Source organism: Pseudomonas sp. H3_E07, from assembly GCF_054668895.1.
Genome location: NZ_CP162795.1, coordinates 4,012,060 through 4,035,902, shown reverse-complemented (window position 1 = coordinate 4,035,902; position 23,843 = coordinate 4,012,060). Strand labels below are relative to the sequence as shown.

Annotated in this window: 21 protein-coding genes and 1 tRNA gene; 12 read left to right on the top strand and 10 right to left on the bottom strand. The window is 59.9% G+C overall.

The window, feature by feature from the left end; translation table 11 throughout:
- Positions 1–220: 220 nt before the first annotated feature.
- From arcD to AB4O08_RS18425, 12 genes are all read left to right on the top strand, one after another.
- Complete coding sequence (gene arcD / locus AB4O08_RS18480; protein ID WP_010208133.1) at positions 221–1,648, top strand: arginine-ornithine antiporter; 1,428 nt, start codon at positions 221–223, stop codon at positions 1,646–1,648.
- A 25-nt stretch (positions 1,649–1,673) separates the two neighbouring features.
- Positions 1,674–2,930 carry an arginine deiminase gene (arcA, locus tag AB4O08_RS18475; protein WP_010208132.1) on the top strand — a complete coding sequence of 419 codons (1,257 nt, stop codon included), beginning with the start codon at positions 1,674–1,676 and terminating at the stop codon, positions 2,928–2,930.
- A 69-nt stretch (positions 2,931–2,999) separates the two neighbouring features.
- On the top strand, positions 3,000–4,010 hold the full coding sequence (locus AB4O08_RS18470; RefSeq protein WP_010208131.1) for an ornithine carbamoyltransferase: 1,011 nt from the start codon (positions 3,000–3,002) through the stop codon (positions 4,008–4,010).
- Between the two features lie 156 nt (positions 4,011–4,166).
- The gene (gene arcC, locus AB4O08_RS18465; protein ID WP_010208130.1) at positions 4,167–5,096 is read left to right on the top strand and encodes a carbamate kinase; all 930 of its coding nucleotides are present in this window, start codon (positions 4,167–4,169) and stop codon (positions 5,094–5,096) included.
- Positions 5,097–5,114: 18 nt separating this feature from the next.
- Positions 5,115–5,477, top strand: a complete 363-nt coding sequence (locus AB4O08_RS18460; RefSeq protein ID WP_010208129.1) for a DUF5064 family protein — start codon at positions 5,115–5,117, stop codon at positions 5,475–5,477.
- Between the two features lie 173 nt (positions 5,478–5,650).
- Entirely contained in the window at positions 5,651–7,159 is a 1,509-nt protein-coding gene (locus tag AB4O08_RS18455; protein WP_042571241.1) for a sigma-54-dependent transcriptional regulator, read from the top strand.
- Positions 7,160–7,564: 405 nt separating this feature from the next.
- Positions 7,565–7,948: a glycine cleavage system protein GcvH gene (gene gcvH / locus AB4O08_RS18450; RefSeq protein ID WP_010208126.1), complete on the top strand. Its 384-nt coding sequence runs from the start codon at positions 7,565–7,567 to the stop codon at positions 7,946–7,948.
- A 10-nt stretch (positions 7,949–7,958) separates the two neighbouring features.
- The gene (gene gcvP, locus AB4O08_RS18445; protein ID WP_069672750.1) at positions 7,959–10,799 is read left to right on the top strand and encodes an aminomethyl-transferring glycine dehydrogenase; all 2,841 of its coding nucleotides are present in this window, start codon (positions 7,959–7,961) and stop codon (positions 10,797–10,799) included.
- Positions 10,800–10,958: 159 nt separating this feature from the next.
- Positions 10,959–12,335: an L-serine ammonia-lyase gene (locus AB4O08_RS18440; RefSeq protein WP_044287770.1), complete on the top strand. Its 1,377-nt coding sequence runs from the start codon at positions 10,959–10,961 to the stop codon at positions 12,333–12,335.
- 39 nt (positions 12,336–12,374) lie between these two features.
- Positions 12,375–13,499, top strand: a complete 1,125-nt coding sequence (gene gcvT, locus AB4O08_RS18435) for a glycine cleavage system aminomethyltransferase GcvT (protein WP_198729659.1) — start codon at positions 12,375–12,377, stop codon at positions 13,497–13,499.
- Positions 13,500–13,892: 393 nt separating this feature from the next.
- Positions 13,893–14,105, top strand: a complete 213-nt coding sequence (locus AB4O08_RS18430) for a cold-shock protein (protein ID WP_003365337.1) — start codon at positions 13,893–13,895, stop codon at positions 14,103–14,105.
- Between the two features lie 95 nt (positions 14,106–14,200).
- A complete protein-coding gene (locus AB4O08_RS18425) occupies positions 14,201–14,689 on the top strand; it encodes an RDD family protein (protein ID WP_010208122.1) in 489 nt (162 codons plus the stop codon).
- A gap of 72 nt (positions 14,690–14,761) precedes the next feature.
- On the opposite strand, the gene nadA is transcribed toward AB4O08_RS18425, so the two are convergent.
- The 10 genes from nadA to tolR all read right to left on the bottom strand — a co-directional run bounded on the left by nadA (position 14,762) and on the right by tolR (position 23,843).
- Positions 14,762–15,820, bottom strand: a complete 1,059-nt coding sequence (gene nadA / locus AB4O08_RS18420; protein WP_021491239.1) for a quinolinate synthase NadA — start codon at positions 15,818–15,820, stop codon at positions 14,762–14,764.
- 236 nt (positions 15,821–16,056) lie between these two features.
- On the bottom strand, positions 16,057–17,631 hold the full coding sequence (locus AB4O08_RS18415) for a lactate dehydrogenase (RefSeq protein ID WP_460114260.1): 1,575 nt from the start codon (positions 17,629–17,631) through the stop codon (positions 16,057–16,059).
- 350 nt (positions 17,632–17,981) lie between these two features.
- Positions 17,982–18,057, bottom strand: a tRNA-Lys gene (locus AB4O08_RS18410).
- 63 nt (positions 18,058–18,120) lie between these two features.
- Positions 18,121–18,795, bottom strand: a complete 675-nt coding sequence (queC, locus tag AB4O08_RS18405) for a 7-cyano-7-deazaguanine synthase QueC (protein WP_029529046.1) — start codon at positions 18,793–18,795, stop codon at positions 18,121–18,123.
- Positions 18,796–18,811: 16 nt separating this feature from the next.
- Positions 18,812–19,459 (bottom strand): 7-carboxy-7-deazaguanine synthase QueE, encoded by a 648-nt coding sequence (queE, locus tag AB4O08_RS18400; RefSeq protein ID WP_010208116.1) that lies wholly within the window; start codon positions 19,457–19,459, stop codon positions 18,812–18,814.
- 164 nt (positions 19,460–19,623) lie between these two features.
- Complete coding sequence (gene ybgF / locus AB4O08_RS18395) at positions 19,624–20,457, bottom strand: tol-pal system protein YbgF (RefSeq protein WP_460114259.1); 834 nt, start codon at positions 20,455–20,457, stop codon at positions 19,624–19,626.
- 6 nt (positions 20,458–20,463) lie between these two features.
- Positions 20,464–20,964, bottom strand: coding sequence for a peptidoglycan-associated lipoprotein Pal (pal, locus tag AB4O08_RS18390; RefSeq protein WP_003209827.1), 501 nt, complete (start codon positions 20,962–20,964; stop codon positions 20,464–20,466).
- Positions 20,965–21,019: 55 nt separating this feature from the next.
- Complete coding sequence (tolB, locus tag AB4O08_RS18385) at positions 21,020–22,300, bottom strand: Tol-Pal system beta propeller repeat protein TolB (protein WP_032864323.1); 1,281 nt, start codon at positions 22,298–22,300, stop codon at positions 21,020–21,022.
- A gap of 17 nt (positions 22,301–22,317) precedes the next feature.
- The gene (gene tolA / locus AB4O08_RS18380) at positions 22,318–23,391 is read right to left on the bottom strand and encodes a cell envelope integrity protein TolA (protein WP_010208113.1); all 1,074 of its coding nucleotides are present in this window, start codon (positions 23,389–23,391) and stop codon (positions 22,318–22,320) included.
- Positions 23,391–23,843: a protein TolR gene (gene tolR, locus AB4O08_RS18375; RefSeq protein ID WP_161634127.1), complete on the bottom strand. Its 453-nt coding sequence runs from the start codon at positions 23,841–23,843 to the stop codon at positions 23,391–23,393. The genes tolA and tolR overlap by 1 nt, the downstream gene beginning before the upstream one ends.

The window sequence follows — 23,843 nt, the reverse complement described above, 5'->3', positions numbered from 1 at the left end:
CGGGCTAGCTTAAAACGTCCACACGTAGCACTAAATGATTAACCAATACCGTAGAGATCGCTCTGGAAAGCACCTTTGCGCGGAAAACTATTGCCCACGGCTTTGCACCCTAAGTCATTAATTCACAATGGAATGTGCCAATGAAGTGATCTGAGTCAGCTGTTTCATTAGCGCACGGATTTATTCTGTGGTCTCTCTTCTCCTGCATTGGAGTTATGCGATGTCTGAATCTCCCGGAAAACTTCGATTAGGCGCATTGGTTGCACTGGTCGTCGGCTCAATGATTGGCGGCGGGATTTTCTCTCTGCCGCAAAATATGGCCGCCAGCGCTGACGTCGGCGCCGTACTGATCGGTTGGGTCATTACGGCCGTGGGCATGTTGACCCTCGCGTTCGTGTTCCAGACCCTCGCCAACCGCAAGCCCGACCTCGACGGTGGGGTGTACGCCTACGCCAAGGCCGGTTTCGGCGACTACATGGGTTTCTCGTCCGCCTGGGGTTACTGGATCAGTGCCTGGCTGGGCAACGTGGGTTACTTCGTGTTGCTGTTCAGCACCCTCGGTTACTTCTTCCCGATCTTTGGCGAAGGCAACACGCCGGCCGCTGTGATAGGCGCTTCAGTGCTGCTGTGGGCTGTGCATTTCCTGGTACTGCGCGGCATCAAGGAAGCGGCGTTCATCAACCTGGTAACCACCGTCGCCAAAGTGGTGCCATTGGTGCTGTTCGTTTTGATCGCGCTGTTCGCGTTCAAGCTGGACATCTTCACCGCTGACATCTGGGGCCTGAAAAACCCGGACCTGGGCAGCGTGATGAACCAAGTGCGCAACATGATGCTGGTCACCGTGTGGGTGTTTATCGGTATCGAAGGCGCGAGCATCTTCTCGGCCCGTGCCGAGAAACGCTCCGATGTGGGCAAGGCCACCGTGATCGGCTTTATCACCGTGCTGTTGTTCCTGATGCTGGTGAACGTGCTGTCCCTGGGGATCATGACCCAACCGGAGCTGGCCAAACTGCAAAACCCATCGATGGCCGCCGTGCTGGAGCATGTGGTGGGCCACTGGGGCGCGGTGCTGATCAGCGTCGGCTTGGTCATTTCGTTGCTCGGGGCGCTGCTGTCATGGGTGTTGCTGTGCGCGGAGATCATGTTCGCCGCTGCCAAGGACCACACCATGCCGGAATTCCTGCGCAAGGAGAACGCCAACCACGTGCCGGCCAACGCCCTGTGGCTGACCAACGCGATGGTGCAGATATTCCTGGTAATCACGCTGTTTTCCGCCAGCACCTACCTGTCGCTGATCTACCTCGCCACCTCAATGATCCTGGTGCCCTACCTGTGGTCGGCGGCGTATGCGCTGTTGCTGGCGGTGCGCGGGGAGACTTACGAAAACGCCCTCAAAGAGCGCCAGAAAGACCTGTTCATCGGCGCCATCGCCCTGATCTACGCGGTCTGGTTGCTCTACGCCGGCGGCACCAAATACCTGCTGCTCTCTGCCCTGCTCTACGCCCCCGGCGCGATCCTGTTCGCCAAGGCCAAGCGTGAACTGGGCAAACCGATATTCACCAACGTCGAGAAGTTGATTTTCGCCGCAGTGATCATTGGCGCCCTGGTGGCTGCCTATGGCCTCTACGACGGCTTCCTGACGCTTTAATTGTGTGTTCACTGGAGGATCTGAAATGACCACGGAAAAAGTGAAGTACGGCGTACATTCCGAAGCCGGCAAACTGCGCAAAGTCATGGTGTGCTCCCCAGGTTTGGCCCATCAGCGGCTGACCCCCAACAACTGCGATGAACTGCTGTTCGATGACGTGTTGTGGGTCGCCCAGGCCAAGCGCGACCATTTCGACTTCGTCACCAAGATGCGCGAGCGGGATATTGATGTGCTGGAAATGCACAACCTGCTGACCGACATCGTCGCCATCCCCGAAGCGCTGGACTGGATCCTGGAGCGCAAGATCACCGCCAACACAGTCGGCCTAGGCCTGGTCGATGAGGTCAGCTCCTGGCTGCGCAGCCTGGAGCCGCGCAAAATCAGTGAGTTCCTGATCGGTGGTGTGTCGGCCGATGACCTGCCGAGCAGCTTCGGTGGCAAGACCATCGAAATGTTCCGCGATTTCCTCGGGCATTCCAGCTTCATCCTGCCGCCGCTGCCCAACACTCAGTTCACCCGTGACACCACTTGCTGGATCTACGGCGGCGTGACGCTGAACCCGATGTACTGGCCGGCGCGACGCCAGGAAACCCTGCTGGCCTCGGCCATCTACAAATTCCATCCCGAGTTCACCAACGCGGACTTCCAGATCTGGTACGGCGACCCGGATCAGGAACACGGCGCCTCCACCCTGGAAGGCGGTGACGTGATGCCGATCGGCAACGGCGTGGTACTGATCGGCATGGGCGAGCGTTCGTCCCACCAGGCGATCGGCCAACTGGCGCGCAACCTGTTCAAGAACAAGGCAGTGGAAAAAGTGATCGTTGCCGGCCTGCCAAAATCCCGCGCGGCGATGCACCTGGATACCGTGTTCAGCTTCTGCGACCGCGACCTGGTCACCGTCTTCCCCGAAGTGGTCAACCAGATCGTGCCGTTCACTCTGCGTCCGGATGAAAGCAAGCCGCACGGCATCGACATCCAGCGGGAGAAAACCAACTTCCTCGAAACCGTCGCCGCGGCCCTCAACCTCAAGGCGCTGCGTGTGGTCGAGACCGGCGGCAACAGTTTCGCCGCCGAACGCGAGCAGTGGGACGACGGCAACAACGTGGTCGCGGTGGAGCCTGGCGTAGTGATCGGTTACGACCGCAACACCTACACCAACACCTTGCTGCGCAAGGCCGGCGTGGAAGTCATCACCATCAGTGCCGGCGAACTCGGCCGCGGCCGTGGCGGTGGCCACTGCATGACCTGCCCGATCATCCGCGACCCTATCGACTATTAATTTCCAGGCCTTGGCCGTCGCCCATAAGGCGCCGGCCAAGGGGATAACCTAAACAGAAGGAGATCCATCATGGCTTTCAACATGCGCAACCGCAGCCTGCTGTCGCTGATGCACCACACCACCCGCGAACTGAACTACCTGCTGGACCTGTCCCGCGACCTCAAGCGCGCCAAATACACTGGCACCGAGCGTCCGCACCTGAAGGGCAAGAACATCGCGCTGATCTTCGAAAAAACCTCGACCCGCACCCGTTGCGCCTTCGAAGTCGCGGCCCATGACCAGGGCGCGCACGTCACCTACATCGATCCGGTGTCGTCACAGATCGGCCATAAAGAAAGCATGAAAGACACCGCCCGCGTACTGGGCCGGATGTTCGACGCCATCGAATACCGTGGCTTCGAACAGGAAATCGTCGAAGAACTGGCCAAGTTCGCCGGCGTGCCAGTGTTCAACGGCCTTACCGCCGAATTCCACCCGACGCAAATGATCGCCGACACCCTGACCATGCGCGAACACAGCGACAAACCGCTGCATGACATCAGCTACGCCTACCTCGGCGACGCCCGCTACAACATGGGTAACTCGCTGCTGATGATTGGCGCCAAGCTGGGCATGGACGTGCGCATCGGCGCGCCGAAAGCGCTGTGGCCGCACGAAGATTTCATCAAGCAGTGCCAGGCGTTTGCCGAAGAAAGCGGCGCACGCATCACCATCACCGAAGACCCTAAGGAAGCGGTGAAAGGCGTGGACTTCATCCACACCGATATCTGGGTGTCCATGGGCGAGCCGGTGGAAGCGTGGGACGAGCGCATTGAGCAACTGCTGCCGTACCAGGTCAACGCCAAGATGATGAAAGCTTCGGGCAACCCGCGCGTGAAATTCATGCACTGCCTGCCCGCGTTCCACAACAGCGAAACCAAGGTGGGCAAGGACATCGCTGCGCGTTATCCGAACCTGGCCAATGGCGTGGAAGTGACCGAGGACGTGTTCGAATCGCCGGCCAACATCGCGTTTGAGCAGGCGGAGAACCGCATGCATACCATCAAGGCGATTCTGGTGTCGGCGCTGGCGGATATCTAAATCTTAAGTTGGCAATGAGGACAACTGTGGGAGCCGGGCTTGCCCGCGAGGCAGGCACCGCGGTCTATCAAGCAGACCGCGGTGATGCTATCGCAGGCAAGCCAGCTCCCACATTGACCGCGTTCCTTCATCAGAACTTTCAGAAGGACACTCTGTATGCGCATCGTCGTAGCCTTGGGCGGTAACGCCCTGCTCCGCCGTGGTGAACCCATGACGGCGGACAACCAACGCGCCAATATTCGCATCGCCACCGAACAGATCGCCAAGATTCACGCCGGCAACGAGTTGGTGATCGCCCACGGCAATGGCCCGCAGGTCGGCCTGTTGTCGTTGCAGGCAGCGGCCTACACCCAGGTCTCACCCTACCCGCTGGACGTGCTCGGCGCCGAAACCGAGGGCATGATCGGTTACATCATCGAACAGGAACTGGGCAACCTGCTGGACTTTGAAGTGCCCTTCGCCACCCTGCTCACCCAGGTCGAAGTGGACGCCAAGGACCCCGCCTTCCAGAACCCGACCAAACCCATCGGTCCGGTGTATTCCAAGGCCGAAGCGGAGAAACTCGCCGCTGAAAAGGGCTGGGCCATTGCGCCGGATGGCGACAAGTACCGCCGCGTGGTCGCCAGCCCACGGCCAAAACGCATCTTTGAAATCCGCCCGATCACCTGGCTGCTGGACAAAGGCAGTATCGTGATTTGTGCCGGCGGCGGCGGCATTCCGACAATGTACGGCGAGGACGGCAAGCTGCGCGGCATTGAAGCCGTGATCGACAAAGACCTGTGCTCGTCGCTGCTGGCATCGCAATTGAAAGCCGATTTGCTGGTGATCGCCACCGACGTCAACGCCGCTTTTATCGACTTCGGCAAACCCACCCAGAAGGCCATCGGCCAGGCCCACCCCGACGAAATGGAAAAACTCGGCTTCGCGGCCGGTTCCATGGGGCCCAAGGTCCAAGCCGCCTGCGAGTTCGCCCGTCAGACTGGCAAAACCGCCGTCATCGGTTCACTCTCGGACATCGAAGCCATCGTCCAGGGCAGCGCCGGTACACGCATCAGCACGGCAAAACCTGGCATCACCTATCTGTGAAGTAGAGGAGAGACGCCTATGGCCACCTTTGAACCGGGTCACCTGCACGTTGAACGTCACGCGTTGAACAAGGATGACTACAGCTACAACCTGTGTATCGACTACGAAGTCAGCCAGGATCCCAAGGAAGGCAAGGGGATGCTGTTCAAGCTGCATGGTTCGGTGCAGGGCAAGGACCTGAAGGAGGAGTTTTTCCTGCCCAAGGACCAGGCGTTCGACTTTGCCCGGCATGCCATGAACATCGCGCAGAAGTATGGAATGCCCAAGGTGGCGGTGTTGAATGGCTCGATGCACAAGCAGTACGACATGATGTTTGAGGATGTACGGAATCAGTTGGATGTAAAGTCAGGCGATCCGGTCAAGCCGGAGCACCTGGCATAATCACAGCGCAAATCCCCTGTGGGAGCGGGCTTGCTCGCGAATGTGGTGCGTCAGTCACTGAATATAGGGACTGACACAGCGCATTCGCGAGCAAGCCCGCTCCCACATTTTGATCTCCATCATCTCCAAGGCATACTGGCCACCCTCCGCACTCCAGAATCAAGATCCGCCCCATGCGTATCCACGTCAGCTTCATCGACCGCGTCGGCATTACCCAGGAAGTCCTGGCCCTGCTCGGTGGGCGCAATCTCAATCTGGATGCGGTGGAAATGGTGCCGCCCAACGTCTACATCGATGCGCCGACCCTGAGCGCCGACGTGCTCGAAGAACTGCGCGACGCACTGTTCAGCGTGCAGGGCGTGCAAGCGGTGAAGGTGGTGGACATCCTTCCCGGCCAACGTCGCCACCTGCAACTCGACGCCCTATTGGCGGCCATGACCGACCCGGTACTGGCGCTGGACAGCGCGGGCAAGATCCTGCTGGCCAATCCGGCGCTGATCGCCCTGTACGGCCGCGAACCGGCTGGGGAAAGCATCAGCGAGCTGTTCAATGACCCGGCGCTGCTCGACACCTTGCTGGAGCAAGGCTTCCGCTTGCCGCTGCGTGAAATCAGCGTCAACGGCCAGACCCTGCTGCTGGACGCCACACCGATCACCGACGCCGGCGGCCTGCTGACCCTCTACCAACCCAACCGCATCGGCGAACAACTGTCGGCACTGCACCATGACCATGCCGAAGGCTTTGATGCGCTGCTCGGCGAATCCCCGGTCATCCGCACGCTCAAGGCCCGCGCCCAGCGGGTGGCGGCGCTGGATGCACCGCTGTTGATCCAGGGCGAAACCGGCACCGGCAAGGAACTGGTGGCGCGCGCCTGCCATGCGATCAGTGCGCGCCACAGCGCGCCATTCCTCGCGTTGAACTGTGCGGCGCTGCCGGAAAACCTCGCGGAAAGCGAGTTGTTTGGTTATGCACCGGGCGCCTTTACCGGCGCGCAACGCGGTGGCAAACCGGGGCTGATGGAGCTGGCCAACCAGGGCACGGTGTTTCTGGATGAAATCGGTGAGATGTCGCCGTACTTGCAGGCCAAGCTGCTGCGTTTTCTCAATGATGGCAGCTTCCGTCGCGTGGGCGGCGACCGCGAAGTGAAGGTCAATGTGCGCATCCTCAGCGCCACCCACCGCGACCTGGAAAAAATGGTCAGCGAAGGCACTTTTCGCGAAGATCTTTTCTATCGCCTCAACGTACTCAACGTCGAAGTGCCGCCGTTGCGCGAACGTGGCCAGGACATCCTGTTGCTGGCCCGCTACTTCATGCAGCAGGCCTGCGCGCAGATCCAGCGCCCAGTCTGCCGCTTGGCGCCCGGGACTTACCCAGCACTGCTGGGCAACCGCTGGCCGGGCAACGTGCGCCAATTGCAGAACGTGATCTTCCGCGCCGCTGCCATCTGCGAAAGCAGCCTGGTGGACATTGGCGACCTGGACATCGCCGGCACTTCGGTGGCACGCCAGAGCGACGGCGAAATCGACAGCCTGGAACAGGCGGTGGAAGACTTTGAGCGCAACCTGCTGGAAACGCTCTACACCAGCTACCCTTCGACCCGACAACTGGCCAGTCGCCTGCAGACCTCCCACACTGCGATCGCTCATCGCCTGCGCAAGTACGGCATTCCCAACAAACCCTGAACCCGAACGCGGATCAAAATGTGGGAGCGGGATTGCTCGCGAATGCGCAGTGTCAACTCGCCCCCCATCACTGACCCACCGCATTCGCGAGCAAGCACGCTCCCACCTTGATCGTATTCCAGATTTTGGTCTGAGAACGACATCCGCTGTACTGAAAGCGCTACAGTGGAACGATATCGCTACAACCCTGTTTTTTGCGCGCCATGCAAGGCTTTGATCCACATAGGCTTTTTTTCGCAGGCCCAGCTGTAGCGAAATCGCTACAGCTTATGGGCATAGGGTTATAGCCAATTTTATTAACCTATTGATTTATAACGAATTAATAAGGTTGGCCGCGATATTGCTAAACAACTCCCCATTATTCCAATCCCGTCCACCAGACGAATCTGGCCTTGAGGAGTTTCCATGAGCGAGTTGCGTTTCACTGAAGATCACGAATGGCTGCGCGCCGAAGCTGACGGCAGCGTCACCGTGGGTATCACCGCTTTCGCGCAAAACGCGCTGGGTGACGTGGTTTTCGTGCAACTGCCGGAGTTGCAGGCCTATGACAAGGGCGCTGAAGCGTCCACCGTTGAGTCCGTAAAAGCAGCCAGCGGCGTGTACATGCCGCTGGACGGTGAAGTCCTCGAAGTGAACGACAAATTGGATGGCAGCCCGGAGCTGGTCAACGAAGACCCGATGGGCGAAGGTTGGTTCTTCCGCTTTAAACCGGCCGATGCCGGTGCGGTCGCTAAACTGTTGGATCAGGATGCGTATGACCGCCTGATCAAAGCCAACGCTGAAGCTTGAGGAGCGCGCAATGACCGTTCAATTGACCACCGCCAACGAATTCATCGCCCGCCATATCGGCCCACGCCAGGAAGACGAGCAGCAGATGCTCGCCAGCCTGGGCTTTGATTCCCTGGAAGCCCTGAGCGCCAGCGTGATCCCGGAAAGCATCAAGGGCACCAGCGTGCTCGGCCTGGAAGACGGCCTGAGCGAAGCCGAGGCCCTGGCCAAGATCAAGGCCATCGCCGGCAAGAACCAACTGTTCAAGACCTACATCGGCCAGGGCTACTACAACTGCCACACGCCGTCGCCGATCCTGCGCAACTTGCTGGAAAACCCGGCCTGGTACACCGCCTACACCCCCTACCAGCCAGAGATTTCCCAGGGCCGCCTGGAAGCGCTGCTGAACTTCCAGACCCTGATCAGCGATCTCACCGGCCTGCCGATCGCCAACGCCTCGCTGCTTGACGAAGCCACCGCCGCCGCCGAAGCCATGACCTTCTGCAAGCGCCTGAGCAAGAACAAGGGCAGCAACGCCTTCTTCGCCTCGATCCACAGCCACCCGCAAACCCTCGACGTGCTGCGCACCCGTGCCGAGCCACTGGGTATTGATGTGGTGGTGGGCGATGAGCGCGAACTGACCGACGTCAGCCCGTTCTTCGGCGCCCTGCTGCAGTACCCTGCCAGCAACGGCGACGTGTTCGACTACCGCGAGCTGACCGAGCGTTTCCACGCTGCCCATGCATTGGTAGCCGTGGCCGCCGACCTGCTGGCCCTGACGCTGCTGACCCCACCGGGTGAGTTCGGCGCCGACGTGGCCATCGGCAGTGCGCAACGCTTCGGCGTGCCGCTGGGCTTTGGTGGCCCGCACGCGGCGTACTTCTCCACCAAGGATGCGTTCAAGCGCGACATGCCGGGCCGTCTGGTCGGTGTGTCCGTCGACCGTTTCGGCAAACCGGCCCTGCGCCTGGCCATGCAGACCCGCGAGCAACATATCCGCCGCGAAAAGGCCACGTCGAACATCTGCACCGCCCAGGTGCTGCTGGCCAACATCGCCAGCATGTACGCCGTGTACCACGGCCCCAAAGGCCTGACCCAGATTGCCCGGCGAGTGCACCAGCTGACCGCGATCCTGGCCAAGGGCCTGACCGCCCTGGGCCAGAACGTCGAGCAAGCCCACTTCTTCGACACCCTCACGCTCAACACTGGCGCCAACACTGCCGCCGTGCACGATAAGGCCCGCGCTCAGCGCATCAATCTGCGAGGGGTGGACGCTGAGCGTGTGGGTGTATCGGTGGACGAAACCACCACCCAGGCCGACATTGAAACCCTGTGGGCGATCTTCGCCGACGGTAAGGCCCTGCCGGACTTCGCCGCCCAGGTTGAAAGCACCCTGCCGGCCGCGCTGCTGCGCCAGTCGCCGGTCCTCAGCCACCCGGTATTCAACCGGTATCACTCGGAAACCGAGCTGATGCGCTACCTGCGCAAGCTGGCCGACAAGGACCTCGCGCTGGACCGCACCATGATCCCGCTGGGCTCGTGCACCATGAAGCTCAACGCCGCCAGCGAAATGATCCCGGTGACCTGGGCGGAGTTCGGCGCCTTGCACCCGTTCGCCCCGGCCGAGCAGAGCGCCGGCTACCTGGAGCTGACGTCCGACCTCGAAGCCATGCTCTGCGCCGCCACCGGTTACGACGCGATTTCCCTGCAGCCGAACGCCGGTTCCCAGGGCGAGTACGCCGGCCTGCTGGCCATCCGTGCCTATCACCAGAGCCGTGGCGATGAGCGCCGCGACATCTGCCTGATCCCATCGTCGGCCCACGGTACCAACCCGGCCACCGCCAACATGGCGGGCATGCGTGTGGTCGTCACCGCTTGCGACGCCCGTGGCAACGTGGATATCGAAGACCTGCGGGCCAAGGCCATCGAGCACCGCGACCACCTCGCCGCGCTGATGATCACCTACCCTTCCACCCACGGCGTGTTCGAAGAAGGTATCCGCGAAATCTGCGGCATCATTCACGACAACGGCGGCCAGGTGTACATCGACGGCGCCAACATGAACGCCATGGTCGGCCTGTGCGCCCCCGGCAAGTTCGGCGGCGACGTGTCCCACCTGAACCTGCACAAGACCTTCTGCATCCCGCACGGCGGTGGCGGCCCAGGCGTTGGCCCGATTGGCGTCAAGTCGCACCTTACGCCGTTCCTGCCAGGCCACGCGGCCATGGAGCGCAAGGAAGGCGCGGTGTGCGCGGCGCCATTCGGCAGCGCAAGCATCCTGCCGATCACCTGGATGTACATCAGCATGATGGGTGGCGCAGGCCTCAAGCGCGCATCGCAGTTGGCGATCCTGAATGCCAACTACATTTCCCGTCGCCTTGAAGAGCACTACCCCGTCCTCTACACCGGCAGCAACGGCCTGGTCGCGCATGAGTGCATCCTCGACCTGCGCCCCTTGAAAGACAGCAGCGGCATCAGCGTGGACGACGTGGCCAAGCGCCTGATCGACTTCGGTTTCCATGCGCCGACCATGTCGTTCCCGGTGGCAGGCACCTTGATGATCGAGCCGACCGAAAGCGAATCCAAGGAAGAACTGGACCGCTTCTGCAATGCGATGATCGCCATCCGCGAAGAAATCCGCGCGGTGGAAAACGGCACACTGGACAAGGACGACAACCCACTGAAGAACGCGCCGCACACCGCTGCCGAACTGGTGAGCGAGTGGACGCACCCCTACACCCGCGAACAAGCGGTGTACCCGGTGCCTTCATTGATCGAAGGCAAGTACTGGCCGCCGGTGGGGCGTGTCGACAACGTGTTTGGCGATCGCAATCTGGTGTGTGCGTGCCCGTCGATCGAGAGCTACGCGTAACCTGAGGATGTACTCGGTGTAAATGTGGGAGCGGGCTTGCTCGCGAATGCGGTGGATCAGTCAGCAGGTGTATCAACTGAGAGACCGCTTTCGCGAGCAAGCCCGCTCCCACCTTTGGCCGAGTACACCTGATAAATAATAAGAAACCGGAGAACAACCATGTCTTTAAGCGTGTTCGACCTGTTCAAGATTGGCATCGGCCCCTCCAGCTCCCATACCGTCGGCCCGATGCGCGCCGCCGCTCGATTCGTCGAGGGCCTCAAGCGTGACAACCTGTTGGGCACCACCCTCAGCCTCAAGGTGGAACTCTACGGATCGCTGGGCGCCACCGGCAAAGGCCACGGCAGCGACAAAGCCGTGTTGCTGGGCCTGGAAGGTGAACACCCGGACACCGTAAATACCGAAACCGTGGCTACCCGCCTGGCGCAGATGCGCAAGGATGGCCGCTTGAACCTGCTCGGCGAACACAGCATTGCGTTCAACGAGAAAGAACACTTGGCGATGATTCGCAAACCCCTCGCCTACCACCCCAATGGCATGATTTTCCGTGCCTTCGACGCCGCCAATATCCAGATCCGCAGCCGCGAGTACTACTCGGTGGGGGGTGGATTTGTGGTGGATGAAGACGCCGCCGGCGCCGACCGGATTGTCGAGGACGCCACACCGCTGACCTTCCCCTTCAAGCATGCCAAAGACCTTCTCGGCCATTGCACCACCTACGGGCTGTCCATCAGCCAGGTGATGATGACCAATGAGAGTGCCTGGCGCCCTGAAGCGGAAACCCGCGCCGGGCTACTGAGAATCTGGCAGGTGATGCAGGACTGTGTGGACGCGGGCTGCCGCAACGAAGGGATTCTGCCTGGAGGTTTGAAGGTCAAGCGTCGCGCCGCCGCCCTGCATCGCCAGCTGTGCAAACACCCGGAGTCGGCGTTGCGCGACCCGCTGTCGGTACTCGATTGGGTCAACCTTTACGCCTTGGCGGTCAATGAAGAAAACGCCAACGGCGGCCGCGTGGTCACGGCGCCTACCAACGGAGCGGCGGGAATCGTGCCGGCGGTACTGCATTACTACATGCGCTTTATCCCCGGCGCTAACGAAGACGGTGTGGTGCGCTTTCTGCTCACCGCCGCCGCCATCGGCATTCTGTACAAGGAGAACGCATCGATCTCCGGCGCCGAAGTCGGCTGCCAGGGCGAAGTCGGCGTGGCCTGCTCCATGGCCGCCGGCGCACTGTGCGAAGTCTTGGGCGGCAGTGTTTCCCAGGTGGAAAACGCTGCCGAGATCGGTATGGAACACAACCTCGGCCTGACCTGCGACCCGATTGGCGGATTGGTCCAGGTGCCCTGCATCGAGCGCAATGCGATGGGCTCGGTCAAGGCGATCAACGCGGTGCGCATGGCCTTGCGCGGCGATGGGCAGCACTTCGTCTCGCTGGATAAAGTCATCCGCACCATGCGCCAGACCGGCGCCGACATGAAAAGCAAATACAAGGAAACCGCCCGTGGCGGTTTGGCGGTCAACATTATCGAGTGCTGACGCCTAACGGCGCGCCAGCACGTTTTTCAGGAGCTGAATATGTCCACCGAAACCCTGTTGAAAACCCCTCTGCATGCCCTGCACATCGAGCTGGGCGCGCGCATGGTGCCCTTCGCCGGCTACGACATGCCGGTGCAATACCCACTGGGCGTGATGAAGGAACACCTGCACACCCGTGATCAAGCCGGGCTGTTCGACGTGTCCCACATGGGCCAGATCCGCCTCACCGGCGCCAATGCCGCCAAGGCCCTGGAAACCCTGGTACCGGTCGACATCCTCGACCTGCCAGTCGGCATGCAGCGCTACGCGATGTTCACCAACGACCAGGGCGGCATCCTCGATGACCTGATGGTGGCCAACCTGGGTAACGACGAACTGTTCCTGGTGGTCAACGCCGCCTGCAAGGACCAGGACCTGGCGCACCTGCGCCAGCATATCGGCGACCAGTGCACCATCGAGCCGTTGTTCGAGGAGCGTGCATTGCTGGCCCTGCAGGGCCCGGCGGCGGTGAAAGTACTGGCGCGCCTGGCTCCTGAAGTCACCAAGATGACCTTCATGCAGTTCGCCACGCTGCGCCTGCTGGGCGTGGACTGCTATGTCAGCCGTTCGGGCTACACCGGTGAAGACGGCTTTGAAATTTCCGTACCCGCCGCCAATGCCGAAAGCCTCGCGCGAAGCCTGCTGGCCGAGACCGAAGTGCAGGCCATCGGCCTGGGCGCCCGCGATTCGTTGCGCCTGGAAGCCGGCCTGTGCCTGTACGGCCACGACATGAACTCCGATACCACCCCGATCGAAGCCAGCCTGCTGTGGGCGATCTCCAAGGCGCGCCGTGCCGACGGTGCTCGTGCCGGTGGTTTCCCGGGTGCCGACACGATCTTCACCCAACAGCAAGCCGGTGTGAGCCGCAAACGTGTAGGCCTGTTGCCACAAGAGCGCACGCCGGTGCGCGAAGGTGCACAAATCGTCGACGCAGACGGCACCGTGATCGGCAGCGTGTGCAGCGGCGGCTTCGGCCCGACCCTGGGCGGCCCGCTGGCCATGGGTTACCTGGACAGCGCCTTTATCGCACTGGATACCGAAGTCTCTGCGCTGGTGCGTGGGAAAAAGGTGCCACTTCGTGTAAGTAAAATGCCATTTGTGCCGCAGCGTTACTACCGGGGCTGACTGACTGTTTCCATAAGTAACGCGATTGCGTTAACACGCACTAATTTGTAACGCAATCGCCATAAAACAGTGCACTCCCGATAGTCTTTTTTATAGGGGTCAACCTATAACAAGTGATCAACTCTATCGAATAAGTGGAATTCACAATATTCAACCAAGTGTCATAAGCCCAAGCAAAACCTGGGCTTTTGGCAGGGCTTGTTTTTTCTCCATTAGTTGGCGTAGAGTTTGCCCACTGTGTTTGCATGGGTCGCTTGGAACCTGGACCTGGGCAGTAGCTGAAGTAGTTGTGCTACAACCCGTTCGACGTCTCTTACTTTCCTGCAACCCAGCCCAGTACTCTTTCATGCGAAAGGGGCTGTCATTAATTTTTAGCGTCAAGGAAATAAGAAAATGGCTGAACGTCAGAGCGGTACCGTCAAGTGGTTTAACGACGAGAAAGGGTTTGGTTTTATCACTCCAGAAAGCGGTCCGGATCTGTTCGTGCATTTCCGCGCTATTCAGGGCAACGGCTTCAAGAGCCTGAAAGAAGGCCAGAAAGTGACATTCGTTGCTGTGCAAGGCCAAAAAGGCATGCAGGCTGACGAAGTACAAGCAGAAGGCTGATCCCTGCTGCGACAAAAAGCCCCTGATGGTGACATCAGGGGCTTTTTTATGTGCGTTTGCTCGTAAAATGGCTTTTTTCAGAAGAGAGCCCTGCCATGTCGAAACCCCTGCTGAGCCCCCAAGGCGAGTTCCCCGCCGTTGGCCTGGGCCGTCGTCTGGCAGCGATGTTCTATGACTTCCTGTTGTGCACCGCCCTGCTGATCGTCACGGCGTTCATCTACAAGCTGATCTGGATCGCGTTTGTAGGCGAGGCGAAGATGCGCACACTCACAGAATCCGGCGCGCTGGACGGCGACCCGCTGCTGTCGACGATTCTGTTGTTTGTGCTGTTTGGCTTCTTCGCCAAGTTCTGGACCCATTCCGGGCAGACCCTGGGCATGCAGGTGTGGGGCGTGCGCGTACAGAATGCCGATGGCTCAAGGATCAGCCTGTGGCAGGCGCTGTTGCGCTTTGTGGTGTCGATTGCGTCGTGGTTGTGCGTAGGGCTGGGGTTTATCTGGTCGCTGGTTGATAAGCGCAAACGCAGCTGGCATGACATCTATTCGGATACGCAACTGGTGCGGATCCCCAAGCAGAAAAAGTAATTGCCGACGACACAGATCAACTGTGGGCGCTGGCTTGCCAACTCCCACAGTTTGACCGTGTTCACAACGGGGTCAGGCGTTGCCGGCGAGCTTGAGACGTGCGGCCTGGGTGAAATCGAGCATTCGTTTGAGCGGGCGCACTGCATGCGGGATTACCGACGGCTCGACGAAGATCTCATTACTACCCTCGCGCAGGCACTGCAGCGTGCGTTCCAGCGTGTTCATCGCCATCCATGGGCAATGCGCGCAACTGCGGCACGCCGCGCCATTGCCAGCAGTAGGCGCTTCGACAAAGACCTTGTCCGGGCACAGCTGCTGCATCTTGTAGAAAATGCCGCGGTCGGTGGCGACGATGAAAGTCTTGTTCGGCAGGCGCTGAGCGGCGGCAATCAATTGGCTGGTCGAACCTACAGCGTCTGCCAATTCGATCACCGATGTCGGCGACTCGGGGTGCACCAGGATCGCGGCATCCGGGTACAGCGCCTTCATGTCTTCAAGCTGCTTGGACTTGAACTCTTCGTGGACGATGCAGGCACCGTCCCACAGCAGCATATCGGCACCGGTCTGACGCTGGATGTAGGTCCCCAGGTGCTTGTCAGGGCCCCAGATAATCGTCTCGCCGTTGTCCATCAGGCTTTCGACGATTTCCAGCGCGCAACTCGACGTCACCACCCAATCCGCCCGGGCTTTGACCGCCGCCGAGGTGTTGGCATACACCACCACGGTGCGCTCGGGATGCTGGTCGCAGAACGCCGAAAACTCCTCCACCGGGCAACCCAGGTCCAGGGAACACGTGGCTTCCAGGGTGGGCATGAGGATGCGTTTTTCGGGGGTGAGGATCTTGGCGGTCTCGCCCATGAAACGCACGCCAGCGACCAGGACGGTCTTGGCCGGGTGAGCGGCGCCGAAACGGGCCATTTCCAGGGAGTCGGAAACGCAGCCGCCGGTTTCTTCGGCCAGGGCCTGAATCACCGGATCACAGTAGAAGTGGGCAACCAGCACCGCGTCTTGAGCCTTGAGCTCGGCGGCGATGGCGGTACGCAGGCTCGCCTCTTCCTCGGCGCTGAGGGCCTTGGGCTGCTTGGCGTCGAGATGGGCTTGAACCAGAAGGCGTTCGGAAATTTGCGTCATGTTCGCAAGACCTGCAGGCGCAGTTGCGCGAAAGTCGAGTGTACCACCGGCTCTGGAGCCCTTCGGGCGCCGCCGGACGAAGTGATGGTGTTCATCAAGCACGGGTTAAGGTGAAGCTGCGCAAGGCTACAGAATATCCAAGGGTTTCAAAAGCCTAATCTGGTATTCGCCCGCCTGTTTGCCGGGCAAAAAAAGGGAGACCCCGGGGCTGGGGTCTCCCTTTTTCGCTCCCGGTATCAGCGCACCAATGCGGACGGCTCTTGCTGAAGCATCACCGAATCATGCATGTTCGCCAACGCATCCTTCAACGTGGACTCTTCCAACGCGTCCTTGGACTTCTTGCTGGCGTTGGCCGCGTATTCAAGCAGCACCAGGTAGTCGCGCTTGACCGCAGCCTGCGTCGGCACGTAGGTCTCGTCCACCAGCTTGCCCATCACATACTTTTGCGTACGGGTGTTCTGGCTGGCCTCTTGCGATACCGAGGCATGGGTCAGCAGGCCATCCTTGTACGACAGATTGGCAGAACTGCTGGCCTTGTCCTGCACCTGCACGTAGAGATAGTTCTGTGACTCGGCGGTGCCGTCCAAAGCAGGCGCCTTACCGCCCTTGAGGCTCTTGTGGAAGCTCGCGGAGAGGCTCGACTGCTGGTCCTGGCTGACACTGCGGTCCAGCGCGGTACTTCCACCAACACGGGTCTTTTGCGACACCTCATAGGCAAAGCTGTCGACCTCGGAGGGGCGCATCGGGTTGGGCGAATCAGACGCCTGCTTGATCGACGCCTTGAAGTCAGCCAGGCCAGTGAGCAACCCCTGGTCGGTCGGGTTGCGCGTCAGCGCCTCTGGCAAAGAAACGCCCTGTGGATAATGACTGTTCATGGCGCTGAAGGCGTTCTTGAACATCGCCATCAACTCCGGCTTGGCGCTGCCGCGCGCCTGTGCCCGATCGAACTGGGTGAGGTAGCTTTGCAGGGCCTTGGCCTGCTGCTTGGCGTTGCCGAGGATAGCGGTGTTTTTCAGGTCGACCGCCAGGTTCAACTCACCGAGCGGACCACTCATGCGGGTGGTCCGGCTTTGACTGTCGGCGTGAAAGGCCAGGCTCAGGTCCTGACCGTCCAGGGATTTGAGCTTGGCGCTGAGGTCGACCGAGGCCAGCAACGTGGAATCAAACTGCGTCAGCTGACTCAGGTCGAGCTTCGGCGGCGTTGCGGTCAACCCATCCACGGCGGCCTGGAAAGCGCTGCCCAGCTTGCCAACAGCCGTGAGCTCCTCATCGCTCAAGGTGCCCCCCTCCACTGTCGCCTTCACCCCCAGGCCGTCGGTCTGGCTAGAGAGGCTGAAGGTCACGGTCTTGCCGCTGGCGGTCTTGATGCTGAGGCTGATCAGGTTGTCGGCCTTGGAGTGCAGCAGGCTCTGATCAACCTTGATTTCACCCGCGTTCGCCGCGCGGTCGGCACTCGCGAACATCACCGACTGGGAAATCCCTCCACCGCCCTTGGCGAACTGCGCAACCAGACCGGCGCCCAGGCCACTGAAACGGTTGGCCGTCGATTGCGAATTGAAGTTGGCGTTGAGGGACTTGCTGAGCGCATCCTGACGGTCGCTTTCCCAGGCGCGGACGGTCTCTTGACCCGGCAACTGCCCGCGACGGGAATAGGTGTCGGACAGCGTATCGGAGACGACGTTGCCCAGGCTGACGACTGAAGATGGCCTCTTCAGGCTGACTTCAACGTTGTGCGTCAGGGTTGCCGCCGGCGTTTCCGTCGGCCGGGCGATAAGCGTGTTGGCGGTGCTGATAGGCGAAAGCATAGTCATGACGATCCCTGTCTTGAACTGGATAATGTTCAATTTAACCAAGACTTCGATCGATTGACAGCACGCTGACAACAAAGAGCCATGCCAGAAGTTGCGTGGTGAGCCGATACCCCGCGCCGATGGCGGGGGGACCAGGTGTCATGCGAGTGCTGTTGCTCGGTGATCGAGCCCAGTCCACCACGTTGAGCGGTGAGATCGGACACGCCATCGTGGCGCCTGGCTATGGATCGGCTACAAAAAAGCCCCAGGCACTAGGTATGCCTGGGGCTTTCTCTGTATTCAAACAGGCAAAAAAAAACCCGGAAATCCTCACTTGCGTGGGCCTTCCGGATTTTCTAAACCGCCAAAAATGGTGGGTCGTGTGGGATTCGAACCTACGACCAATTGGTTAAAAGCCAACTGCTCTACCAACTGAGCTAACGACCCGCTGTGTGGTGGCGCGTATAATACTGATTTCTAAGGATTATTCAACACCTTATTTTAAATAAATCAGAAATAACGCGTTGGGTCAGTAATTCCGGCGGCTTGGAAGCCTTCTGCACGCAGTCGGCAGCTGTCGCATTTCCCACAAGCACGGCCGTCATCGTCTGCCTGATAGCAGGAAACAGTCAGCGAATAATCGACGCCAAGTCCTACACCAGCCTTCACGATATCGGCCTTGCTCAGGTTTTGCAGCGGCGCCAGGATGCGGAAGCCCTGCCCTTCTACACCGGCCTTGGTCGCCAGGTTGGCCATGCGTTCGAACGACTCGACGAACTCGGGGCGGCAGTCTGGGTAACCGGAGTAGTCCACCGCGTTGACGCCGATAAAGATGTCGCGAGCATTGAGCACTTCCGCCCAGCCCAGGGCCAGGGACAGGAACACCGTGTTACGGGCCGGCACGTAAGTCACCGGAATGCCTTCGCCGGGCGTTTCCGGTACATCGATGCTGCTGTCGGTCAGCGCGGAGCCGCCGATGCCGTTGAGGTTAAGGCCAATCACTTTATGCTCGACCACGCCCATCTCACGGGCGACACGGGCAGCGGCGTTCAGCTCGGCGCGGTGACGCTGGCCGTAGTCGAAGCTCATGGTGTAGCAGCTGTAGCCTTGCGCCTGGGCCATAGCCACCACGGTGGCGGAGTCGAGGCCGCCGGACAGCAGGATTACCGCGCGTTTTTGATCCAGTGTTTGTTCAGTCATGTCAGCGTCCTGGCTCGTCGTTCCAAAGGTATTTATGCAACTGCAATTGCAGGCGCACCGGTAGATTGTCCGCAACCACCCAATCGGCGAGGTCACGTGCGTTCAAGTCATGGTGACTTGGCGAGAACAGTACTTCGCCTGCGCGGCGGTCCAGCCCGTATTGAATCAGCTTGGAGTTCGCCCAGTCGTAGTCGTCGCGGGAACAGATGACGAACTTGACCTGGTCGTTGGCCGTGAGCAGCTCGATGTTCTCGTAGCGGTTACGATGCGCTTCCTTGGAGTCGGGGGTCTTGAGGTCGACCACGCGGCTTACGCGGGGGTCAACGGCAGAGATGTCCAGGGCGCCACTGGTCTCCAGGGAAACCTCGTAGCCGGCATCACACAGCTGCTTGAGCAACGGGATGGCATTGGGCTGGGCCAGCGGTTCGCCGCCGGTCACGCAGACGTAACGCGGCTTGTAGCCGGCAACCTGCTCCAGGATGTCATCGAGAGTACGCACCGTGCCGCCACTGAAGGCGTAGGCGCTGTCGCAGTATTGGCAACGCAGGGGGCAACCGGTCAGGCGCACAAAGACTGTGGGCAGGCCGGCCGTTCGCGTTTCACCCTGCAACGAGTAAAAGACTTCGGTAATACGTAATGTGTCTTGCATAGTCGCCACGGGCGTAACAGCTAAACAGGCTGTCCGCCTCCGTCAGGCACTTTAAGGGACCCCGCCAACGCGTAGACCCCGAAAAGCGTGTTTCATAAAAGGGCGTGGATTCTAACGAAAAAACCCGCGCCAGGCGCGGGTTTCTTCTCAACGGGCTGCATCGCTTACAAGCGCTGCAAATCCCGTTGGGCCAACTGGGCAGCGGAAGTCCCCGGATACTGGGCCACAACCTGCTGCAGAATGCCTTTGACCTTGTCGGTATGACCCAGGCGGCGTTCTACGTCAGCGAGTTTGTACAGCGAGTCCGGCACCTTGGCGTGCTTGGGATACAGCTGGCTGACCTTGGCAAATGCCTGGCCCGCGCCCTGCAGATCACCCTTGGCCAGGTTCACTTCGCCCAACCAGTATTGGGCGTTGCCCGCGTACTGGCTGTTTGGGTATTTGCGCAGGAAAGCGGTAAATGCCTGGCTGGCCTTATCGAAATCCTTGGCTTTGATCAGGTCGAAGGCTGCATCGTAATACAGCTTTTCTTTCGCCGGATCACCCGGTTCGCTGCTCGCGGCAGGGGCTTGGCTGGCAGCCGCCCCTGCTGCTGCACCACCGGCAGCAGCGCTTGGCACGCCACCGGCAGAAGAATTATCAGGAGTTGCGGCAGGTTGAACGCCGGCTCCAATGCGTCGATCAAGATCCTGGTAACGCTCCAGGCCTTCTTGCTTCAGCTGGTTCACTTGGTTCTGCAGTACTTCAATGGCGCCTTGTTGCTGCGCGATTTGATCCTGCATGCGTTGCAGCTGGTTGAACAGTTCGCCCTGTGCCGAGGGAGCGGACGTAGCCGCTCCCCCCGCATAGGCGCCGTTCGTGCCATAACCCGCTGGCGGATAACTGCTCCCGCTATTGTTATAGCCAGAGTTGCTATCTTCCACAGGAACCGCAGCCCACACCGCAAGCGGCGCGAGGCTGAGAGCCAATACAGTTAGAGCACGACGGCACGTTCGCATGACGAATTACTTACGCAGTTCGACGCGACGGTTTTGAGCCCAGGACTGCTCGTCGTGGCCAGTAGCAACTGGACGCTCTTTACCGTAGGAAACCAGTTCCAGTTGGCCTGGAGCAACACCTTGCAGTACCAGGTAGCGCTGAACGGCTTTCGCACGACGCTCGCCCAGTGCCATGTTGTACTCACGAGTACCACGTTCGTCAGTGTTACCTTCCAGAACAACGCGAGCGCCGTTAGCTTTCAGGTCCTTCGCGTGAACGTCCAGAGCGCGCATGGCTTCTGGCTTCAGGTCCGAACTGTCGTATTCGAAGTAGAAAGTGGTGATAGCGCGCAGAGCAGCTTCTTCGCTCAGGGAGCCGTCAACCGCACCAGTGTTAGCGCCGTAACCAGCGTTTGGATCAACAGCTGCGCCTTCACCGGCATTGTCGCCGCCTTTAGACGAGCAACCAACGGCTACGGACAGAGCCAGAGCCAGAGCAGCAAACTTACCAAACTTCAGCATTTCCATCGTGAAACTCCTAATGAACCCCAGTGTGTTAAGCAAATCTTTTTGTAGCGCCGCGTCAGTTCAGGTAAGGGGACCAGGATGGTTCTCTGACTTCGCCTTGTGCGGTAGGAAGTGGGAGCCTTACGCGTCCATTAATGGACACGAGCATCAAGACTCCCCGGCCCTGCTGGCGGGTGGCGTAGATTACCATGGTGCCGTTGGGCGCAACAGTGGCTGACTCATCAAGGTTGGTATCTGTGAGGATTTTTACGGTGCCACGCTGCAAATCCTGGGCCGCAACCCGGAAATTAGTGAAACCATCCTGACGGTGAATCATCACCAACGTCTTTTCATCTGCCGACAGTTTAGGGTTGGCGTTGTAGTTACCGATGAAAGTAACGCGCTCTGCACCACCACCATTCACATTCGCCTTGTAGACCTGAGGCTTGCCGCCCCGATCAGAGGTGAAGTAGATGGTCGAACCATCCTTGCCCCAGAACGGCTCGGTGTTGATGCCAGGGCCACTGGTTACGCGGGAGATCTGGCGCGAAGCCATGTTCATCACGTAGATGTCCGGGTTGCCATCCTTGGACAGCACGAATGCCAGGCGCGAGCCATCCGGCGACCAGGCCGGTGCACCGTTGAGGCCTTCGAAGTTGGTGATCTGCTCACGACGGCCAGTATCGATGTGCTGGACGAAGATACGCGGACGCTTCTGTTCGAAGGACACATAGGCAATACGCTTGCCGTCCGGCGCGAAGCGCGGCGACAGGATGGGCTCACGGGATTGCAGCAAGGTCACAGCCCGTGCACCGTCGTAGTCCGAACGCTGCAAAGTGTAACGAGTGTTGTCTACGGAGAAACGTTCAGCCGTTACGTACAGCAGACGCGTCGAGAAAGCACCCTTGATACCGGTGAGCTTCTCAAACGACTGGTCCGAAATGTAGTGGGCCATGTCGCGGATCTGCTCGGCAGTACCCGACACGCTACCGGTCAGCACTTGCTGCTCGGTCGCCACGTTGAACAAGGTGTAGGTGATTTGCAGACGACCACCGGCCGGCGTGATGTTGCCGACCATCAGGTACTGTGCGCCCACCGCTTTCCAGTCACGGAACACGACTTCGCTGGCCTGGTTCGGCTGGCTGATCATGTTGCCTTTTGGAATCGGTGCGTAGTAGCCGGAGTTGCGCAGGTCGTCGCTGACGATCTGGGCCATGTCGTCCGGCAGCACGCTGCCGCCCTGCCAGCCGAACGGTACTACCGCGATCGGGGTGGCCCGATCGCTACCGCTGGTAACCAGAATGTTCTTTTCATCCGCCGCCGCTATCCCTGCCATACAGCAAATAACGACAAGCATTCCTCGAAGAAGGTTTCTCACAAGGCTAGATCCTCAGGTGTGAATGTCATCTTGAATGAACGATAGGGAGCGAAGTCGCTTGGTTTCATTCCCTGCATCTCGGTCAACCGGCCAATGTTCTTGACCGCGGCAACCGCCGAACTGTCGAACGAACCGTCACCACTGGACTTGGACACGCTGACCGAAGTCACCGTACCGTCCGGCAACATGCCGATCTGCAGCACTACTGTCATGCCTTTGCGTGCCGAAGGTGGACGTGTCCAACCCTCTGCTGCGCGCGCCCGAATCAGGTCGTCGAAACTGCCCGCGACTTCATCGCCACGTTCATCGGCCAAGGCTTGCTGACGCTGCGGCGTGTCGGAGAGCAAGTCTGCCAAGGCCTGGGCCTTTTTCTCTTCGGCGGATTTGCGCGCTGCTTCCTGGGCCTTTTTCTTGCTGGCATCGGCGGCAGCTTTCTTCTTCGCGTCGTCGGCGACTTTTTTCTTCGCCTCGTCTGCTTCAGCTTTTTTCTTGGCGTCTTCGGCGGCTTTCTTCTTCGCGTCTTCGACTATTTTCTTCTTGGCGTCTTCAGCGGCCTTTTTCTTGGCCTCTTCTTCAGCCGCTTTTTTGGCTTCTTCTTCAGACTTCTTCTTGGCTATATCAGCCAATTGTTTCTCTTCGGCCTTTTTGGCTTCGGCAGCTTTCTCGGCTTTCTTGGCTTCATCGGCCTTTTTCGCCTCGTCCGCTTTCTTAGCTTCATCAGCCTTTTTCGATTCCTCGGCCTTTTGAGCCGCCTCTTCTTTCTTTTGTTCCGCAGCAGCCTTCACCGCTTCCTGCTCGACCTTCTTCTGTTCCATCTGTTCGACTTCAGTCTGGCGCGCGGCCGACTTCTGGGCCTCACCCGCAATCTTCTGATTGGTCTGGGTGGTGGCCTGACTTTTCGATTTCAGCTGATACAGGGTCGCCTGCACGATCGGCTTGGCTGGCGGCAGGTCCGGGGTCATGGCAAAGCTGACGAACAGCATGCCAAACACCAGGACGTGCAGGGCAATTGCCCAGACGCTAGGCCAGAAGTAGCTTTCCGAGGCGGACGGCTCTCGCTGTTGCTGCATCAGGGCGCCTCGGTAATCAAGCCAACGTTGCCCACGCCGGCCTTTTGCAGCCCGCCCATGGCGCCCATGACGGAGCCGTAGTCGACCGCCTTGTCACCGCGGATGAAGACCTGGGTGTGCTTGCCGCCTTCATTGCCGGAGCGAATGATCTTGGTCACCGCGTCGGTCATCGCCGGCAAGGTCAAGGCCTTGTCCTGTTGCTTCTGCGTGTCGACTTCGCTGCCAAGGTTCCAGTAATAGGTCTTGTCGGACTTGATCGAAATGGTCAGCACCTGGGTGTTGTTGTCCTGTGGCAAGGCTTCGCTGGAAACCTTGGGCAGGTCAACCTTCACACCCTGATTGAGCATCGGCGCGGTCACCATGAAGATAACCAGCAGCACCAGCATCACGTCGATGTAAGGCACTACGTTCATCTCGGCGACCGGCTTGCGCTTGGTTCGAGCTCGAGTGAT

Coding starts and splice junctions, on each gene's coding strand:
- AB4O08_RS18440 (WP_044287770.1), top strand. CDS start 10,959: ATGTCTTTAAGCGTGTTCGACCTGTTCAAGATTGGCATCGGCCCCTCC.
- gcvT (WP_198729659.1), top strand. CDS start 12,375: ATGTCCACCGAAACCCTGTTGAAAACCCCTCTGCATGCCCTGCACATC.
- ybgF (WP_460114259.1), bottom strand. CDS start 20,457: ATGCGAACGTGCCGTCGTGCTCTAACTGTATTGGCTCTCAGCCTCGCG.
- tolB (WP_032864323.1), bottom strand. CDS start 22,300: ATGCTTGTCGTTATTTGCTGTATGGCAGGGATAGCGGCGGCGGATGAA.
- AB4O08_RS18430 (WP_003365337.1), top strand. CDS start 13,893: ATGGCTGAACGTCAGAGCGGTACCGTCAAGTGGTTTAACGACGAGAAA.
- gcvH (WP_010208126.1), top strand. CDS start 7,565: ATGAGCGAGTTGCGTTTCACTGAAGATCACGAATGGCTGCGCGCCGAA.
- AB4O08_RS18460 (WP_010208129.1), top strand. CDS start 5,115: ATGGCCACCTTTGAACCGGGTCACCTGCACGTTGAACGTCACGCGTTG.
- AB4O08_RS18470 (WP_010208131.1), top strand. CDS start 3,000: ATGGCTTTCAACATGCGCAACCGCAGCCTGCTGTCGCTGATGCACCAC.
- queE (WP_010208116.1), bottom strand. CDS start 19,459: ATGCAAGACACATTACGTATTACCGAAGTCTTTTACTCGTTGCAGGGT.
- AB4O08_RS18415 (WP_460114260.1), bottom strand. CDS start 17,631: ATGACTATGCTTTCGCCTATCAGCACCGCCAACACGCTTATCGCCCGG.
- AB4O08_RS18455 (WP_042571241.1), top strand. CDS start 5,651: ATGCGTATCCACGTCAGCTTCATCGACCGCGTCGGCATTACCCAGGAA.
- arcC (WP_010208130.1), top strand. CDS start 4,167: ATGCGCATCGTCGTAGCCTTGGGCGGTAACGCCCTGCTCCGCCGTGGT.
- pal (WP_003209827.1), bottom strand. CDS start 20,964: ATGGAAATGCTGAAGTTTGGTAAGTTTGCTGCTCTGGCTCTGGCTCTG.
- arcD (WP_010208133.1), top strand. CDS start 221: ATGTCTGAATCTCCCGGAAAACTTCGATTAGGCGCATTGGTTGCACTG.
- AB4O08_RS18425 (WP_010208122.1), top strand. CDS start 14,201: ATGTCGAAACCCCTGCTGAGCCCCCAAGGCGAGTTCCCCGCCGTTGGC.
- tolA (WP_010208113.1), bottom strand. CDS start 23,391: ATGCAGCAACAGCGAGAGCCGTCCGCCTCGGAAAGCTACTTCTGGCCT.
- gcvP (WP_069672750.1), top strand. CDS start 7,959: ATGACCGTTCAATTGACCACCGCCAACGAATTCATCGCCCGCCATATC.
- nadA (WP_021491239.1), bottom strand. CDS start 15,820: ATGACGCAAATTTCCGAACGCCTTCTGGTTCAAGCCCATCTCGACGCC.
- arcA (WP_010208132.1), top strand. CDS start 1,674: ATGACCACGGAAAAAGTGAAGTACGGCGTACATTCCGAAGCCGGCAAA.